The following is a 17,466-nucleotide window of genomic DNA, read 5'->3' as shown; positions in this document are numbered from 1 at the left end:
AATCTTCTTTACCCCTGCTTAGTCACGCTGGAAAATATCTCTGGTATATACTTTCTCTTTTACATCATCCAAGCATTTGTCATAGCGGTTTGCGATGATGGCCTGGCTGCGCTTCTTGAACTCGTCCAAATCATTAACAACCTTGCTACCAAAGAATGTATCTCCATCTTTCAGAGTCGGCTCATAAATCACAACTGTTGCACCCTTGGCCTTGATACGCTTCATGACACCCTGAATAGAACTCTGACGGAAGTTATCGCTGTTGCTCTTCATGGTCAGTCGGTATACACCAACAACAACTTCTTTTTCCTTGCTCTCATCCCAGCTGTCATTTGCTTCATAAGCACCAGCAATCTCCAGCACACGGTCGGCGATGAAGTCTTTACGAGTTCTATTGCTCTCAACAATAGCCTCAATCAGGTTTTCCGGTACATCGGCGTAGTTCGCCAGCAGCTGCTTGGTGTCTTTCGGCAGACAATATCCACCGTAGCCAAAGGACGGATTGTTATAATGAGTACCAATACGAGGATCCAGGCAAACACCGTTGATGATCTGCTGAGTGTTCAGCCCTTTCATCTCAGCATAGGTATCCAGTTCGTTGAAGTAGCTGACACGCAGTGCCAGATAGGTGTTGGCGAACAGCTTAACTGCCTCTGCCTCAGTAAAGCCCATGAACAGAGTGTCAATGTTCTCTTTAATTGCGCCTTCCTGCAGGAGTTCTGCAAAAGTGTGTGCTGCCTTTACCAGTCGAGCATTATCCACGTCGGTTCCGACGATGATACGGGAAGGATACAAATTGTCATACAGAGCCTTGCTCTCACGCAAGAACTCCGGGCTGAAGATGATATTGTCGCAGTGGAACTTCTCACGAACACTTGCTGTATAACCAACCGGGATGGTACTCTTGATAACCATAACGGCTTCTGGATTGTATTCGATGACCAGTTTAATGACAGCTTCTACAGCACTTGTGTCAAAAAAGTTCTTCTTGCTATCGTAGTTGGTAGGTGCGGCGATGACTACAAAGTCAGCATCACTGTATGCTTCCTCAGCATCCAGAGTCGCAGTCAGATCCAGCTCTTTCTCTGCCAGATAATTTTCGATGTATTCGTCCTGAATCGGTGACTTTTTATTATTGATAAGTTCCACTTTCTCAGGGATGATATCCACAGCAGTCACCTTGTGGTGCTGAGATAACAGCGTAGCAATGGAAAGACCCACGTAACCGGTACCAGCCACAGCAATTTTCAAATCCTTAAACTCTCTCATTTTTCTATCCTCTAATTATTTATAAAATTCTGCATACCACTCAGCGAACTTCCGCAGGCCAGTTCGGAGGCTTGTGCTAGGCTTATACCCGAAGTCACGCTCCAAAGCACTCGTATCTGCATAGGTCACAGGCACATCACCAGGCTGCATCGGAACCAACTCTTTATGAGTCTCGAAGTCGTAATCTTCCGGCAGAACTTTCGCTCTTACTAACTCCTCACTCAGAATCTGCACGAAGTCCAGCAGATTCTCCGGATTCTGATTGCCAATGTTGTAAACTGCATACGGAGGAATCGGCAGGCCATCCTCGCCGTTCTTCTTGTCCGGAGCTTTCTTCATCACGCGAACAACGCCTTCCACGATGTCATCCACGTAGGTGAAGTCACGTTTGCAGTTGCCGTAGTTGAAGATCTTGATGGTCTCGCCCTTCACCAGCTTGTTGGTGAAGCCGAAGTAAGCCATATCCGGGCGACCAGCAGGACCATACACCGTAAAGAACCGCAGACCGGTGGACGGGATGTTGTACAGCTTGGAATAAGCATGAGCCATCAGCTCATTGGATTTCTTGGTTGCCGCATACAGGGAAACCGGATTATCTACCTTGTCATCGGTGTTGTACGGAACCTTCTTGTTAGAACCGTAGACGGAGGAAGAAGAAGCATATACCAGATGCTCCAGACTCTCGCAATGACGGCAGGCTTCCAGAATATTGAAAAAGCCGACCAGGTTGGATTCCACATAGGCATCCGGGTTGGTGATGGAGTAACGCACACCAGCCTGTGCCGCAAGGTTAACGACCACGGCAGGCTTATATTTCTCGAACAGCTCTGTGATCAATGCCTTGTCAGCGATGTTGCCTTTTACAAAAGTGAATGTAGGATACTTGGCCAGCTCATTCAGGCGGAATTCTTTCAGTGCAACGTCATAGTAGGCATTCATGTTATCAATGCCGATGACCGTAGCAGAAGGAGCCTCCTGATAAATTCGCTTCACCAAGTTGGAACCGATAAATCCGGCCACACCTGTGACTAAAATCGTTTTATTCTCTAAGCTAACTGTGCTCATTTGTATTCCTCCATCTTTTTTTAATATCCCAATCTATGTACACATCCATCTGGATGCTAAAACCAATTTATAAAGTGCCGCGTGTTCGCCTAAGTCTTTTTCCTTACTGTCATACCCTCTCGACACAACAATCATATTTCTACTTTTCTCCGGTTTATCGAGTACACCTGTCTTGCTTTTGCAATCATCGAAGTGTTGTTTTGTACTGTTGAACCCCGTCCATGCACATATGCCATTTTTGCGAAGTGCTGTTTTATACACTCAAAGGGCGTAGGCGCGTATAAGTTGTTGAAACTGTATATATCATCCACTCTCAACCTTATTCCAACCGTCACCATGAACAGATCATGCAGATTTTTCACCCTCGACACCCCGTCTTTATGTACCTATTATCTCCACGACAGGTCTACTCAACAGAAAAGTTGCGAAGTAGAAATCGCCATTTCTCCCGATATTTTCATGACTCAACAAACCGTAGCAAAGTAGCCCTCATATTTACCGGCGATAGTGTACTCAATAGAACATTAGCATAGTAGGTGATAAGCTCATGGATTTTTGATGAATTTATCATCTGCGCCACCATTTTTCTCATTCCACCCACATCCGCCTTATCCTTCCCACTATGTGTTCCTCATCCACCGACAAACTGTGTAAATATCACCCATTTTCACCTCATATATCAGGGCGTTTTGCAACGAATCTTCGGTATGTTAAGTGTGAAAATCGGGTCTTTTTTGACTATGCTACGTTGCTTCGGTTTGCCCCGTAGACATTTGTAGGTGCCGCTATTACAACGAAATCTGCATCGGTGTATGCGGTCTTCGCATCCAACGTTGCGGTCAGATTTAATTCTTTCTCTGCGAGGTACTTCTCTATATAAGCATCCTGGATCGGAGACTTGCGATTGTTAATCAGCTCAACCTTCTCCGGTACAATATCAACTGCAGTTACCTGATGATGCTGACTCAGCAAAGTTGCAATCGACAGACCAACGTAACCCTTTTTCTCAATTGTCGGAACAAATTTTTGGGAGATGCCCTCATATTCAATTTTTCTATCATACTTTGCCCCACTCACATGATGTCCTGACCTGTTGTAACAAGTCACCTGACATCCATCTCGTGTCATCCGGGTACAAAGCTCTTTTACAACGATTTCGATGCCGCCTTCTCGTGAAAGGCGTTTCTGCCCGAACATCGCCACCCTGAGTCTGTCTTTCATCATTTTCTCTCCCACCGTCATTTGATTGAAAAAGAATATGCCTTGGCACATTCTCGCGGAGCATTTTTATATGATAGGACGCAATTTCCTATCATACAAAAAAGGCCTACACACGGTTTTCCCGCATACAAGCCTTCTTCCTGCATTCTGATACCTTCTTTGCTTTGGCTCTGAAGATATCCAGCTTGCATCCCCTTCTGCCTTACATTGCTCCTTCGTGTCGCAGCACAACCAGAACTGTTTTCAGCAGTATCTTTATATCAAGTCCTATACTCCACTCGGCAATATATTTTTTATCGAGCTTTACCACATCCTCGAAATCTGTAATATTGCTTCGTCCGCTTACCTGCCACATGCCGGTGATTCCCGGTTTGGTTGCAAGGCGCGCACGGTGGTGCAGGTCATATTTTTCCCATTCATCTACAGTCGGCGGTCTGGTGCCTACCAGGCTCATGTCACCCTTCAGGACATTGTAAAACTGTGGGAATTCGTCCAGGCTCCAGTCACGGATCCGGTTGCCGATTCCCTTCTTAATGCTTCCGTCCGCCCGTTTTTTACAGCCAATGATACGCGGATCCCATTCCAGCTTGAACATCATGCCGTCCTTGACCCGGTTCTCTTTCATCAACTCTTTCTTGCGCTCTTCCGCATCCAGATACATACTGCGGAATTTATAGATTTTAAATTTTTTACCGTTTTTTCCCACTCGTGTCTGGGAGAAAAAGATTGGTCCCGGAGACTGAATGTAGATCATCGGTGCCAGGATCACAAAAAGAATTGCTGTGATCACGCATCCGGCCAGACCTCCCAAAATGTCCACAGTCCGCTTTAAGAACAGCTGGCGGTCTGTTGCATAGTTAATACTAGTCGTCAGCACGGTATAATTGCCAAGACGCTCTACAAATTTGCGTTCTCCTACCAGTCCGGAGGTCTTTGCTAATTTCATATGTACCACCACGCCCATCTCCGTCAGCTGGTTTAACAGCTGCCCCGGGTATGGCACATCCTCCGGCAGGTTGACAAACACTTCGTCCACCCATTCCCGGCAGACATAATCTGCCACATTACTTAAATTTGATACAACTTCCACTCCGTTTCGGACATGACCGGTCAGATCACAGTCAATCACAGCAACCCCGGCAATGTGAAACATCTGGTAGTTATAGTTTAAGATGTTGGAAATCACCTTATCCAGCATACTCTCGGTAGTCACGATCAGCAAAGACCGCTTTCCCCCGTTCTGCATATGCTGTCGGATTCTGTGTTTCCAGAACAAACGCACGGTATAGGAAATCCCCAGATACAGAAATCCAAGATACAGCATGGCCAGTCTGGAATAATCCTGTGCGTTCTTCATATAGAACAAATAAAATGTGCTGATCAGAAGCACCAGTACCACGTGCTTGATGGTTGCGGAGAATTCCTGGTACAATCCACGTTTTAACACGTTTTTCAGGGATTCAAAAAAGATCAGTACACCCATATCGATAACCGTCAGAACCAGCGCCATATTCCGGTACAGTTCGTGGCTGTACGGATTTTCGCACCCGTTGCGGACCATATAAGCAATCACAAATGCTGCCTGAAGGCAAAGTACATCAAGAATCATGAAATCCAGATGCTTCTCCCAGCCACGGGCACTTTTTCGATACATACTCGTCCCCTACCTTACTTCTTTTCTGGAAATCAGAGCCGGAATACTCCGGCTCTGATCTGACTCAGACCAGGCTAATTATTTTACAGCGATCTGAATGGTGCAGGAACCCGGAACGGTAAAGTTTACGGTCTTAGTTGCTGCATCTACGGTTACGTTGGTAATGGTCATCCACTGACCGGTTGCGTTGTTGAAGCACACAACGGTTACGGTTGCGTTTGCCGGCAGCTTGTCTACAAACATAGATACTGCGGTCGGAGCATCCTGACCTGCTGCGTTCTTTGCTACGATTGCACGGGTACCGCCAACCTGTGCAAAATCTTCCAGGCCAAGACCCGGAAGGACGCTGCTCAGGCTTGCGTTGGAATTCAGTGCCTTAATCGTGCTGACAGCTGTGTCAGGAAGACCTGCAGTCTCTGCTGCGCCGATTGCCACGCCAACGGTTACGTCGCCTGATTTTACTGCGCCGTTTCCTGCAGACTCACCTACCAGACCGATGGTGGTTCCGGTTGCGTCCTTGGTTGCTCCTGCAACAGTTACCTTTGCTCCACTCTCAGTTACCTGTACAGTAGGCTGAGAAGATACAACAGTAGCACCTGAAGCTACGCCAGCATTGCTGGCAGCTTGGGAGTTGCTGGTTGTTGTGCTGGATGAGCTGGAACTGTCATGAGAGCTTCCTGCAGCGCCTGCTGCTACAGGCATTGCTGCCATAGCTGCTGCTACAGCCATAGCGATGAAAACTTTCTTTTTCATTGGTTTCACCTTCCTTCCCTTTTGGGGATATTTATTTCAATAAACAGCATGCTGCCATGCTGGATATTGCCTGTTATGAATCTTTCCGGTAAAACAGATTCAGTATGATGGGTATGACTGCCTGCCGGTCTGCCCGGTACACATCGAAGGTTTCGGTAGTCTCGCCGGTTCCCGGTACGGTATAAAAATCCTGACCGGTCAGGTTTCCGGCATCCAGACCATCCATGGCAATTTTCAGATACTGGTCTTTGCTCATGTCAGTGATCATATAATCCCGGATCAGGTCAAACAGGTGGGTAACTATCTGGCTGTCTGTTCCGGATGCTTCTTTTACTGCCTTGAAATACTGGGTAATATACTCCTGCTGCTGGTCCATGCGGTACAGGGCGGAAAAGTCACGGGTAATGTCGCGGTAGCGCACAAAGGCTTCTGCCTGGTCTCCGTGAAGTGTCACCTGAGCGCCTTTCACAAAAGCCGGGTCCCGTTTCTCCATCCCGTCTGTCGGAATTGTGACGGTTACTCCGCCCACTGCATCATTCAGCTTTGCCACCACCGTGGTATCCACTGCCAGATAATTGTCTATGGAAAAACCGCTCAGCAATTTTTCCACGGACCAAACCGTATTCTCACAGCTGCCTTCACGGCCATCTCCATATGCATAAGCGATCGTAAGCTGGGTGATCTTTGTGTCCGGAGCACCGTTGTCATTGGTAATCGGAATCTCTGTCATGGTATCCCTGGGGATCATGAGGATCTTCAGACTGTGATGTACCGTGTCCTGGGCAATCAAAAAGATGCCGTCAGACTGTCCGGCAGCGCCAAACTCCTTGCTTTCTGTCATGGTATCGGACCGGTCCACACCCATGCAGAGAATGGCCTTCACATACTGGTTGCGGCGATAGGTTGCATCCTGATAAATAACAGGATTTTCAGCCAGAACCGGCATCAGGTTCAGATCTCGCGGATCTGCCGTCTGCTCTTCCTTCTGGCCCGGCGCGATGGGGATCTCGTCTGTACTCTGTGCCGGCTGTTTCTCTGCATTTTGCTGCACCCGTTCCTGGTTGCGGGCTTCGATCATCAGCTCCGTCATGCGGCGGTTGCGGTACATGCTATAGGTACCCCATCCGCCAACAGCCACTCCTATGACTGCCGCTCCGATCAGCGCATTGCGGATGCCCGTCCGATGTTCCTTCCACCAGTTTTTTTCTCTCATCATATCATTCCCGACTTTAATTTACTGTTCTGCTTTTGTGTTCCCGTATTGGTCATAGGCTCCGTAACGGCTGTATTTTCCGGCATATTTTCCATACTTTCCGTATTTTCCATATTTGCCGTATTTTCCGTAGTATCCATCTGCATGAAGATCTACCTTGTTTAATACAACTCCCAGGATACGGCAGCCGGTCTTGTCCAGCTGATTTTTCACCTTCTGCTCCAGGCGGTAGCTGATGGCGCCACTCTCGATGACCATAACAGCGCCGTCACAGTTTCTGGCTACAATTGCACCATCGATCAGATTTGCCATAGGCGGTGTGTCGATAATGACGTAATCATACTCCGTTTCCAGCGCATGAATCAGGTCTTCAAAGAGGTCTTCCTCCAGAAGCTCTGCCGGATTCGGAGAATACGGACCGGCAAAGATAACGCTGAAATTTTCAAAGTTGGTATCGTAAAGGATCTCCTTCATGCCCTTCTGTCCGCTTAAGTACTGGGAAAGGCCGCTTACCTCTTCGGTAAGCTGATAACGGGATACCAGAACGGATTTTCGGATATCCGCATCAATAAAGACTACGTGCTTGCCGATCTGTGCCAGAGAGCTGGCTGCAGCGAATGCGACATCACTCTTGCCTTCATCCGGCATGGCGCTGGTAAACATGATGGTATGGATATTACTTCCGCAAAACTGGATGTTGGTCCGCAGGGTCTTGATGGATTCGTTGTAATTGTAATCATCCTTCATTTCACGGATCAGGGAAATTACTTTTTTGTTCATCATTTCGTTCCTCATCTCTTTGATTTCTGCTCCAGCATAGTCTGAAAGGCAGACGATGTCTTCTTTTTAGATACATGACGGTGTACCCTGGATCGGTTCATGGTCTGCTGGTCCTTGTCCTCCTCCTGTTCCCCCTCTCGCAGCGGCACAGAAGCAAGCACGGTCAGGCCCAGGTATTTTTCGACATCCTCCTCAGACTGTACCGTATCGTTTAAAAGTTCCTCAACTACAGTCAGACCGCATATCAGGACAATACCAAGTGCCGCACCAAGCAGAGCGTTTCTGCCGTTGCTGGGGCTTGTTTTTTCTTCCGGAACAACACCCTCCTCAATGATTTTCGGAGGTACCATCTCCATGATATCACCGATGTAATTGGAAGATGTCTTCGCAACGGCATCTGCAAGTTCTTTTGCAAGAACCGGGTCCGGATCTTTTGCCGTAATGGAAAGGATACGGGTATCAGACGGATTATCAATGCTAATCTTGCTCACCAGCTGCTCATAGGTCAGATCCAGCTTCAGCTTGCTGATCACTTCGGAAAGCACAGGGCGGCTGGTTACGATGATCTTGTAGTCTTTGGTCAACTGGCTTCCGATCTGCAGATCTGCCAGAGAGGTCAGTGTGGTTTCCTTTGATAAGATGTACACCATGGCCGTGGAGGTGTACTGCGGTGTGATCACAAATTTGCTGAATGCGCCAAACGCACCGCCAAACAAAACACCAGCTCCGATAATCCAGAGAATGCGTTTTTTCAGTGCGCGAAAAAGCTGCAGCAGATCAATCTCAATTTCGTCGTCGTCGAACCTTGTTGCATTGTTATTCATAATTATTTTCCTTTATCTTATATTTTCCTGATTGATGATGTGAAGCGCGTTTCGCCGTGTCAGCCGGTCCAGATAGTCCGGGCTCACATGACTTTGGAGCCACTTCATGGATTCTGTAATCTGAGGCGGCCGGTAGTTCATTCGGTGCATATCGGTTCCAAGCAGGTGGATCACCCCCGTCTCAACCTGTTTCCGGCACCAGCGCGTCTCCCGGGACAACCAGCTGCCCTGCAGGCTATCGTAATTCATCTGGAGCTTGCAGCCACAGGAAAGAAGCTCTCCGGTACCGGCATTTCGCAGGCATGCGTAACGCTCCATGTGTGCAAGAATGGGACGATAACCACTTCCAAGCAGTTTTCGGATACCCTGAAACAGTTCCTGATAAGGGACTGACGGGTCAAACTCTACCAGAACGTAACGGCTGCCCGCCATAGTACAGGCTTCACCGGCTCTCAGCCGGTCTGTCAGTTCATTGTGATAGAAGGTTTCCTGCCCCGGGTACACAAAGAAATCGGGATATGTTTCCCGAATCGCTTCCTGCACTCTGGCTGCCCGTTCCTTTAACCCTGTTAAAACATGACGCCTGGAATAATGGGGCGTTGCAATCACGCCAACGATTCCCTGCTCTGCTGCCCGTTTTAAAAGGCTCACTGATTCCCGCATGACACGGGAGCCATCATCCACACCAGGAATAACGTGCGCATGCACATCAATAATTCCGTGTTGAATGTCCATATGTAATTGTTACCTCTCGTGGATCATTTTTAAAAGGATTACGATTAGATTTCAGAATGTGTGATACCAGATGCCCCCTGTAATCCCCTGTTACTCTAAGTTATTCTATCTAACAATCAAATCTGTGTCAATCGCAATACCCCCCCCATTTCATACAAAGTTCGACCCTTTTTTTGTTAATATTTTACAAATATCGACAGTGATATTCCGCACTGTTCTTCCTGTAACCGGGAGCGTTTTGAAATAATGCCCGTTCAGATACGTGTTTTTCAGGGGGAATTGTATAATTCAACCAATTCTTAATAGCTGATTTCAGATAGGATATGTCGGAATTTTGATTGTGTTTTTTTGCACACAAAAAGCCGGTCTGGGGTTACAGACCGGCTTCCCATATACTATTTAGAACTCAATCACTTCCGGTCCGTGTGTGAACGCGGAAATGGTTGCTTTTGCGTGTTTGAAATAGAATACCTCGGTGTTTCCGTCATCCTCGGAGTACATGCTCCGTAAGGTCGGGTATGCATTCAGCATAGACTCACGGGCTGCTCTGCTGTCATCCTCCACCAGCTCGCCCGCTACGCGGATCCACTCACCATCCTTGAATGCCGTGAGCTCTGCCTTCGGGTTTGCATGCAGCTGCTTGGAAACATCCTTCACCTTTCCGGTCTGGATGTAGAGTCTGCCCTCGTAGATATGCGCGGTGCCGAACGGACGTACGCGTGGCTGGTCGCCCTCTGTGGTTGCCAGGTAGTAGGTACCTGCATCCAGCAGGAATTTCTCTACGCGCTCGATGCCGCTGTAGGTTACCGGCTTCACCTTTGCGATGTCGATCAGGGTCAGCTCCTTCGCGCGGTTTTCAAGGCTGGTTGCCAGAGCTGCTGCGGTGTCAAGGCTTGTGAGCACATGCACGCCGGTCTCGATGGCGTTACGGCGGATGACAAATCCGTCGCGGCTTCTCTCTGCGCCCTGCTGCGGAATGTCGATGACCAGATCAATCTCATGACCCAGGATCAGGTCCATGATGTTCGGGGATTCCTGCTCAAGCTTGCGCACGGTCAGGGCCTTCACGCCGTTCTCATTTAAGTACTTCGCGGTGCCGCGGGTGGCAAAGATCTTGTAGCCGACGTTCTGGAAGCGTTTTGCGATCGGAACCACGTTTTCCTTCTCGGAATCGCGGACGGTGATGATCATGTTTTTGTGCTTCGGCAGCTTCAGTCCTGCGCCCTCAAAGGCCTTGTACAGTGCCTCGTTGAAGGTATTTGCGATACCCAGACACTCACCGGTGGATTTCATCTCCGGTCCAAGGCTGATATCCGCGCCGCGGATCTTCTCAAAGGAGAATACCGGCATCTTGATGGCGATGTAGTCTGCCTTCTTCTGCAGACCCGGCTCGTAGCCAAGCTCCTTTAAGGTATGTCCACAGATCACCTGAGTTGCCAGCGGTACGATCGGGATTCCAGTTACCTTGCTGATGTACGGCACGGTTCTGGAGGAACGCGGGTTTACCTCGATGATGTAGACCTCGCCGTCTGACACGATGAACTGGATGTTGATCATGCCCCTGACATGAAGGGCCCGGGCCAGCTTTTCGGTGTAATCTACAAGCTTTGCCTCGACCGCCGGTGTGATGCTCGGTGCCGGGTATACGGAGATACTGTCGCCAGAGTGAACGCCGGTGCGCTCAATGTGCTCCATGATACCCGGGATCAGGATGTCGGTACCGTCACATACGGCATCGACCTCGATCTCCTTACCGACAATGTATTTGTCGACGAGGATCGGATGATCCTGGGCGATCTGGTTGATGATGCCGATAAACTCGTCGATATCGTTGTCGCTGATGCAGATCTGCATGCCCTGGCCGCCCAGAACGTAGGACGGTCTTACCAGAACCGGATAGCCCAGGTCGTTGGCTGCCTTCTTTGCCTCTTCCGCGGTGAATACAGTATGGCCTGCCGGTCTCGGGATCTGGCATTTTTCCAGGATCTCATCAAAGAGCTCACGGTCCTCGGCTGCATCCACATCCTCTGCCGCGGTACCAAGGATCGGCACGCCCATCTTCATGAGGGATTCAGTCAGCTTGATCGCGGTCTGTCCGCCGAACTGTACAACTGCGCCGTCCGGCTTTTCAATGTCGACGATGCTTTCCACATCCTCCGGGGTCAGCGGCTCAAAATACAGCTTATCCGCGATATCGAAGTCGGTACTTACGGTCTCCGGGTTGTTGTTGACGATGATGGTCTCATAGCCTTCCTTGGAAAAGGCCCAGGTGCTGTGTACGGAGCAGAAGTCGAACTCGATACCCTGGCCGATACGGATCGGGCCGGAGCCGAGAACCAGAACCTTTTTCTTTGCATGCTCCTCTTCTACCTCGCTGATGCCGTCAAAGCAGGAGTAGTAATACGGAGTTTCGGCCGCGAACTCGGCCGCGCAGGTATCTACCATCTTGTAAGCGGCGCGGATGTTGTTTGCATGGCGCATGGACTTGATCTCATCCTGGCTCACGCCGGTCAGTCTGGAAATGACATTGTCCGGGAACTCGATGCGCTTTGCTTCCTTTAAGAGCTCTGGAGTCAGCGGGCCGTTCTTTAAGGCATTCTCCATCTCCACGATGATGGCCAGCTTGTCAATGAACCAGTGGTCGATCTTGGTGATGGCGTGGATCTCTTCATAGGAAATGCCGCGGCGCAGCGCTTCCGCAATGACCCAGATACGGCGGTCATCGACTACGTGCAGCTGATCGATCAGCTCGTCATGGCTCAGTCCGGTAAAGTCGTAGGAAAGCAGGCAGTCTACATGCTGCTCCAGAGAACGGATAGCCTTCATGAGAGCGCCCTCGAAATTGGTGCAGATGCTCATGACCTCACCGGTTGCCTTCATCTGGGTTCCCAGGGTACGCTTTGCGCTGATGAATTTATCGAACGGAAGTCTCGGCATCTTGACTACGCAGTAGTCTAACATCGGCTCGAAGCTTGCGTAGGTTTTCTTGGTAACGGCATTTTTGATCTCATCGAGGGTGTAGCCCAGGGCGATCTTTGCTGCCACCTTTGCGATCGGATATCCAGTTGCCTTGGAGGCCAGCGCGGAGGAACGGCTTACACGTGGGTTTACCTCGATGACGCAGTACTCAAAGCTGGTCGGATGCAGGGCGTACTGTACGTTACAGCCGCCGGTGATGCCCAGCTCACTGATGATGTTTAATGCGGAGGTACGCAGCATCTGGTACTCCTTGTCGCCCAGAGTCTGGGACGGAGCCACTACGATGCTGTCGCCGGTGTGAACGCCGACCGGGTCCAGGTTTTCCATGTTGCAGACGGTGATCACGTTGCCTGCGCTGTCGCGCATTACCTCGTACTCGATTTCCTTCCAGCCTGCGATGCAGCGCTCTACCAGAACCTGGCCTACACGGGAAAGACGCAGGCCGTTTTCCAGGATCTCACGGCACTGCTCCGGGTTCTCGGCAATACCGCCGCCGCTTCCGCCCAGGGTGTATGCCGGACGAAGCACGATCGGGTAACCGATCTTGTCTGCGATGCGCAGACCGTCCTCTACGTTCTCTACGATGTCAGACGGAGCAACCGGCTCACCGATCTTCTCCATGGTCTCCTTGAACATCTCACGGTCCTCGGCCTTTTTGATGGTCAGCGCGGTGGTACCGATGAGGCGGACGTTATTTTCTTTTAAGAAGCCTGCCTCCTCGAGCTCCATGGCAAGGTTTAAGCCTGCCTGGCCGCCCAGGGTCGGAAGCACGCTGTCCGGTTTTTCTTTTTTGATGAGCTGCTCTACCACTTCCAGGGTCAGCGGCTCAATGTATACGCGGTCTGCAATGTCTTTATCGGTCATAATGGTTGCCGGGTTGGAGTTTAACAGAACAACCTCGATGCCCTCTTCCTTTAAGGAACGGCAGGCCTGGGTTCCGGCGTAGTCAAATTCAGCTGCCTGGCCGATGACGATCGGGCCGGAGCCAAGCACGAGTACTTTCTTAATATCAGGATTCTTTGGCATTAGTGATTTCCTCCCATCATGTTAATAAAGCGGTCGAACAGGTAAGCGGAGTCCTGCGGTCCCGGGCAGGCTTCCGGATGGTACTGCACGGTGAAGATGTTCTTTCCGACGTATTTGAGGCCTTCGTTGGTCCCGTCGTTGACATTGGTGAATGCCGGTACGGCAACGGCCGGGTCCAGGCTCTCCGGATCCACTGCGTAGCCGTGGTTCTGGGATGAGATGATGGCGCGTCCGGTTTCTGCATCCTTAACCGGATGGTTGCCGCCGCGGTGGCCGTATTTTAATTTGAAGGTGTCGGCTCCGGTTGCCAGTGCCATAAGCTGGTGTCCAAGGCAGATTGCAAAGATCGGCACATCGGACTCGTACAGCTTGCGGATCTCTTTGATGATCTCAATGTTCTCCTTCGGATCTCCCGGGCCGTTGGACAGCATGATGCCATCCGGGCTGGATGCGAGGATTTCTTCTGCAGTTGTATCACAGGGATAAATGGTGACTTCGCAGCCACGCTGTGCCAGGGAACGGGCGATGTTGCGCTTTGCTCCAAGATCGAGAAGCGCTACTTTTTTGATCGGCTTCTCAAATGCATCGGACGCCGGAAGGATATACTTTTCTTTGCAGGAGGTTTTCTTAACCACTCCGGTCACGGTGTATGCATGCATGCGGGCGATTGGGTCGGTCAAATCATCATACTCTCTGGTGGTGATCATGCCGTTCATGGTGCCCTTCTCACGTAAAATCTTGGTGAGCGCGCGGGTATCTACGCCGCTGATTCCCGGGATGTCATATTTCTCGAGGAAATTCTGAATGGTATCCTCACTGCGGAAATTGCTTGGAATGCGGGACAGCTCGCGGACAATATATCCGTCCGGCCATGGTCTGTCAGACTCCATATCCTCATAACAAATACCATAGTTGCCGATCAGCGGGTAAGTCATAACGACGGCCTGTCCTGCGTAAGACGGGTCGGTCAGAACCTCCAGATAACCGGTCATAGAGGTATTGAATACGATTTCGCTGATGACCTCGCGGGTAGAACCGATGCTGGTTCCCTCGAACACGGTGCCATCTTCCAGAATAAGAAATGCTTTCATGGGGGAGTACCTATCCTTTCTTTCATCCGTATTATTTATAGGTTGATTTTTGGGGGACTCGCAAGGAATTGCATCACAATATTGTATACACTGACGTCCGCCCAAATTGATAGAATTATACATGATATACCAATGTTATGCAAGCTGATTTATTTTTATACTTTCTTATTTTTTGTTATGGCAGTTTTGTGATTTTTTCCGTCACAGCGCACCTTTTTCTATTCCTTCGCATATCCTGTCATGATAAGCGATTTTTCATTTTTAAGGAGTCCTCCTATGCCCGCAAGTCTCCGCAGTATCCCGGGAAAGCTGTCCTCAAGCGGCCTTCTCCAGGTCTATGTTGTCAATGTCCAGAATAACTTTCCGATCCAGAACGCCAGAGTTACCATCACCCGTTCCGGTGAGCCTTCTGCTTCGCCGGAGCAGCTTACCACCAATGCCTCCGGCCAGACCGGGGAGGTCAGCCTTGCAGCGCCTCCGTTAGAATACAGTCTGCGCCCGGATGAAAACCGGCCCTATGCCGATTACAACATTACCGTGGAGGCACCGGGCTTTCGGTCGGCCACGATCGAAGGGACCGAGGTGCTGCCTGAGGTCACCGCCATCCAGCCGGTACGGCTGGAGCCGGAAAGCGACAGCATGCCCGAGGAGAATCCCATTGTGATCCCGGAGCATACCCTGTACGGCAGTTATCCGCCCAAGATCGCGGAGACCGAGATCCAGCCGGTTAAGGAAAGCGGCGAGATCGTGTTAAGCCGCGTGGTGGTCCCCCAGACCATCGTGGTCCATGACGGGCCGCCCACAGCAAATGCCAGGGATTATTACGTGCCCTACCGGGATTACATCAAAAATGTGGCCTCCAGCGAGATCTACGCCACCTGGCCCCAGGCTTCCATCACAGCCAATGTCCTGGCCATCATGAGTTTTACGCTGAATCGGGTCTACACAGAGCATTACAGGAACCGCGGCTATGACTTTACCATTACCTCCTCCACGGCCTTTGACCATAAGTGGATCCCCGGACGCAATATTTATGAAAGCATCTCCGTCATTGTGGATGAGATTTTTGACAACTACCTGTCCCGCCCGGGCGTACGCCAGCCCATCCTGACCCAGTACTGTGACGGCAGGCAGGTGCAGTGTCTGAATCGGGGCTGGATGACCCAGTGGGGCTCCTGCTCCCTGGGAGAGCGCGGCTACAGTCCCATTGAGATCCTGCGCCATTATTATGGGGACAGTCTGTATATTAACACGGCAGAGGAGATTGCCGGGATTCCGTCCTCCTGGCCCGGCTATGACTTAACGATCGGCGCCTCCGGCCAGAAGGTCCGGCAGCTTCAGGAGCAGCTGGATGCGATCGCCACAGTCTACACCGCCATCCCGCGCGTTGCAGCAGACGGCATCTACGGACCGGCCACCGCCGCTGCCGTGCGGGAGTTCCAGTCCATCTTCGGCCTGCCCCCGACCGGCGTCACGGATTTTGCGACGTGGTATAAGATTTCGCATATCTATGTGGCCGTGTCGGGGATCGGGGAGCTGTATGGGGCATGAAACAAAGGAGGACCCGGCATAGCCGGATCCTCCTTAATGGATTTAATTATCTGTCACGATCAGACTTCCGAACAGCTCTGCCGGAACATATGCCTTCACGGCAATCCCGTCTGCCTGATATTCCTCGCTCAAAAGCTCACCGTACTTGCGGATGGTCTGGATCTTGCCTGCCTCCTGGTAGGAGAATACACGCTCCAGATAGACCTTCTGGCTGCGCAGGATCTGTTCTAACGTATCTAACAGTTCCGGCAGACCCGCTCCGGTCTTTGCGGAGATCTGTACCTGATAGTCAGACTGGAGATCTCTCGGGAACTCGCCGTCTTCCTTCTGATCGATCTTGTTAAACACGGTGACGATGATCTTGTCCTCCACCTTCAGCTCCCGCAGAGTCTCGTACACCACATGCATCTGCATATCCATGTTTGGATTGGAGCAATCCACCACATGCAGGATGATGTCGCTGTACTTTGCTTCCTCCAGGGTACTCTTAAATGCCTCGATCAGGTGATGAGGCAGCTTGCGGATAAAGCCAACCGTATCTGTCAGCATGATCTGCTGCCCGCTCTCCAGTTCCAGATTGCGGGTGGTGGGATCCAGGGTTGCAAAAAGCTTGTCCTCTGCCAGAATACCTGCATCGGTCAGACGGTTTAACAGGGTAGATTTGCCCGCGTTGGTGTAGCCGACGATCGCTGCCACCGGAGTGTGAGCCTTCTCGCGCTGTTTGCGGATCACGTCACGGTGACGTTTTACCTCCTCCAGCTCCGATTTTAACTGTCCGATGCGCTCATGGATGAGACGGCGGTCCATCTCCAGCTTTTTCTCACCCGGTCCTCTGGTACCGATACCGCCACCAAGACGGGACAGGGAGCTTCGCAGGCCCACCAGCCTTGCGGCGCGGTATTTTAACTGCGCCAGCTCTACCTGGATCTTACCTTCACTGGTGGTTGCGCGGGACGCGAAAATATCAAGAATGACCATAGTACGGTCCATGACCTTGGTATCCAGCGCATCCTCCAGATTTCGAAGCTGTGCCGGGGAAAGCTCATCGTCACAGACTACGCCGGTGGCCTGAAGTTCCCAGATGCGTTCCCGGACTTCATCAATTTTTCCCTTGCCGAGATAAGTGCCGGGATGAACGCGCTCGCGGTTCTGGATCATTTTGTCTGCGGTAATGCCGCCTGCGGTCTTTACCAGCTCTTCCAGCTCGTCCAGGGAGGCACGGGTGTCGTCTTCATCGTCCGTGCTGACGGCAATGAGAATGACCCGCTCCTCCAGTTCTTTCATATCAAATAATTCTGCCATAAA

The 17,466-nt window shown here is 50.7% G+C and carries 12 protein-coding genes and 1 pseudogene; 1 reads left to right on the top strand and 12 read right to left on the bottom strand.

Annotated elements, in window-relative coordinates; translation table 11 throughout:
• Window positions 1–18 precede the first annotated feature (18 nt).
• From DW819_RS00335 to DW819_RS00285, 11 genes and pseudogenes are all read right to left on the bottom strand, one after another.
• Window positions 19–1,269, bottom strand: coding sequence for a nucleotide sugar dehydrogenase (locus DW819_RS00335; RefSeq protein WP_279220922.1), 1,251 nt, complete (start codon window positions 1,267–1,269; stop codon window positions 19–21).
• A 15-nt stretch (window positions 1,270–1,284) separates the two neighbouring features.
• Window positions 1,285–2,334, bottom strand: a complete 1,050-nt coding sequence (locus DW819_RS00330) for an NAD-dependent epimerase/dehydratase family protein (protein WP_118731564.1) — start codon at window positions 2,332–2,334, stop codon at window positions 1,285–1,287.
• A gap of 750 nt (window positions 2,335–3,084) precedes the next feature.
• A pseudogene (locus tag DW819_RS15840) lies at window positions 3,085–3,555 on the bottom strand (hypothetical protein); the annotation flags it as partial.
• A gap of 202 nt (window positions 3,556–3,757) precedes the next feature.
• Entirely contained in the window at window positions 3,758–5,209 is a 1,452-nt protein-coding gene (locus tag DW819_RS00320; RefSeq protein WP_118731563.1) for a sugar transferase, read from the bottom strand.
• Between the two features lie 78 nt (window positions 5,210–5,287).
• Entirely contained in the window at window positions 5,288–5,962 is a 675-nt protein-coding gene (locus DW819_RS00315) for a hypothetical protein (protein ID WP_118731562.1), read from the bottom strand.
• 73 nt (window positions 5,963–6,035) lie between these two features.
• Window positions 6,036–7,178: an LCP family protein gene (locus tag DW819_RS00310; protein ID WP_243025447.1), complete on the bottom strand. Its 1,143-nt coding sequence runs from the start codon at window positions 7,176–7,178 to the stop codon at window positions 6,036–6,038.
• Between the two features lie 18 nt (window positions 7,179–7,196).
• Entirely contained in the window at window positions 7,197–7,955 is a 759-nt protein-coding gene (locus DW819_RS00305; RefSeq protein ID WP_118731704.1) for a CpsD/CapB family tyrosine-protein kinase, read from the bottom strand.
• Between the two features lie 11 nt (window positions 7,956–7,966).
• Window positions 7,967–8,779, bottom strand: a complete 813-nt coding sequence (locus DW819_RS00300) for a Wzz/FepE/Etk N-terminal domain-containing protein (protein ID WP_118731560.1) — start codon at window positions 8,777–8,779, stop codon at window positions 7,967–7,969.
• A 12-nt stretch (window positions 8,780–8,791) separates the two neighbouring features.
• Window positions 8,792–9,514: a CpsB/CapC family capsule biosynthesis tyrosine phosphatase gene (locus tag DW819_RS00295; RefSeq protein WP_118731559.1), complete on the bottom strand. Its 723-nt coding sequence runs from the start codon at window positions 9,512–9,514 to the stop codon at window positions 8,792–8,794.
• Between the two features lie 399 nt (window positions 9,515–9,913).
• Window positions 9,914–13,519, bottom strand: coding sequence for a carbamoyl-phosphate synthase large subunit (gene carB / locus DW819_RS00290; RefSeq protein WP_182432521.1), 3,606 nt, complete (start codon window positions 13,517–13,519; stop codon window positions 9,914–9,916).
• A complete protein-coding gene (locus DW819_RS00285; protein ID WP_118731558.1) occupies window positions 13,519–14,610 on the bottom strand; it encodes a carbamoyl phosphate synthase small subunit in 1,092 nt (363 codons plus the stop codon). Before DW819_RS00285 ends, carB begins: the two co-directional genes overlap by 1 nt.
• A 276-nt stretch (window positions 14,611–14,886) precedes the next feature.
• Between DW819_RS00285 and DW819_RS00280 the strand changes: the two genes are divergently transcribed.
• Window positions 14,887–16,161, top strand: a complete 1,275-nt coding sequence (locus DW819_RS00280; protein WP_118731557.1) for a peptidoglycan-binding protein — start codon at window positions 14,887–14,889, stop codon at window positions 16,159–16,161.
• Between the two features lie 42 nt (window positions 16,162–16,203).
• On the opposite strand, the gene hflX is transcribed toward DW819_RS00280, so the two are convergent.
• Window positions 16,204–17,463, bottom strand: coding sequence for a GTPase HflX (gene hflX / locus DW819_RS00275; RefSeq protein ID WP_118731556.1), 1,260 nt, complete (start codon window positions 17,461–17,463; stop codon window positions 16,204–16,206).
• Between the last annotated feature and the right edge of the window lie 3 nt (window positions 17,464–17,466).

Source organism: Clostridium sp. AM33-3 (assembly GCF_003480315.1).
Lineage (GTDB): Bacteria > Bacillota > Clostridia > Lachnospirales > Lachnospiraceae > Brotaphodocola.
This window is presented reverse-complemented; position numbering and strand designations above follow the sequence as displayed.

What these genes read in the sequence shown, in the direction of transcription:
- DW819_RS00335 (WP_279220922.1), bottom strand. Translation starts at nt 1,269, where the DNA reads ATGAGAGAGTTTAAGGATTTGAAAATTGCTGTGGCTGGTACCGGTTAC.
- DW819_RS00330 (WP_118731564.1), bottom strand. Translation starts at nt 2,334, where the DNA reads ATGAGCACAGTTAGCTTAGAGAATAAAACGATTTTAGTCACAGGTGTG.
- DW819_RS00320 (WP_118731563.1), bottom strand. Translation starts at nt 5,209, where the DNA reads ATGTATCGAAAAAGTGCCCGTGGCTGGGAGAAGCATCTGGATTTCATG.
- DW819_RS00315 (WP_118731562.1), bottom strand. Translation starts at nt 5,962, where the DNA reads ATGAAAAAGAAAGTTTTCATCGCTATGGCTGTAGCAGCAGCTATGGCA.
- DW819_RS00310 (WP_243025447.1), bottom strand. Translation starts at nt 7,178, where the DNA reads ATGATGAGAGAAAAAAACTGGTGGAAGGAACATCGGACGGGCATCCGC.
- DW819_RS00305 (WP_118731704.1), bottom strand. Translation starts at nt 7,955, where the DNA reads ATGAACAAAAAAGTAATTTCCCTGATCCGTGAAATGAAGGATGATTAC.
- DW819_RS00300 (WP_118731560.1), bottom strand. Translation starts at nt 8,779, where the DNA reads ATGAATAACAATGCAACAAGGTTCGACGACGACGAAATTGAGATTGAT.
- DW819_RS00295 (WP_118731559.1), bottom strand. Translation starts at nt 9,514, where the DNA reads ATGGACATTCAACACGGAATTATTGATGTGCATGCGCACGTTATTCCT.
- carB (WP_182432521.1), bottom strand. Translation starts at nt 13,519, where the DNA reads ATGCCAAAGAATCCTGATATTAAGAAAGTACTCGTGCTTGGCTCCGGC.
- DW819_RS00285 (WP_118731558.1), bottom strand. Translation starts at nt 14,610, where the DNA reads ATGAAAGCATTTCTTATTCTGGAAGATGGCACCGTGTTCGAGGGAACC.
- DW819_RS00280 (WP_118731557.1), top strand. Translation starts at nt 14,887, where the DNA reads ATGCCCGCAAGTCTCCGCAGTATCCCGGGAAAGCTGTCCTCAAGCGGC.
- hflX (WP_118731556.1), bottom strand. Translation starts at nt 17,463, where the DNA reads ATGGCAGAATTATTTGATATGAAAGAACTGGAGGAGCGGGTCATTCTC.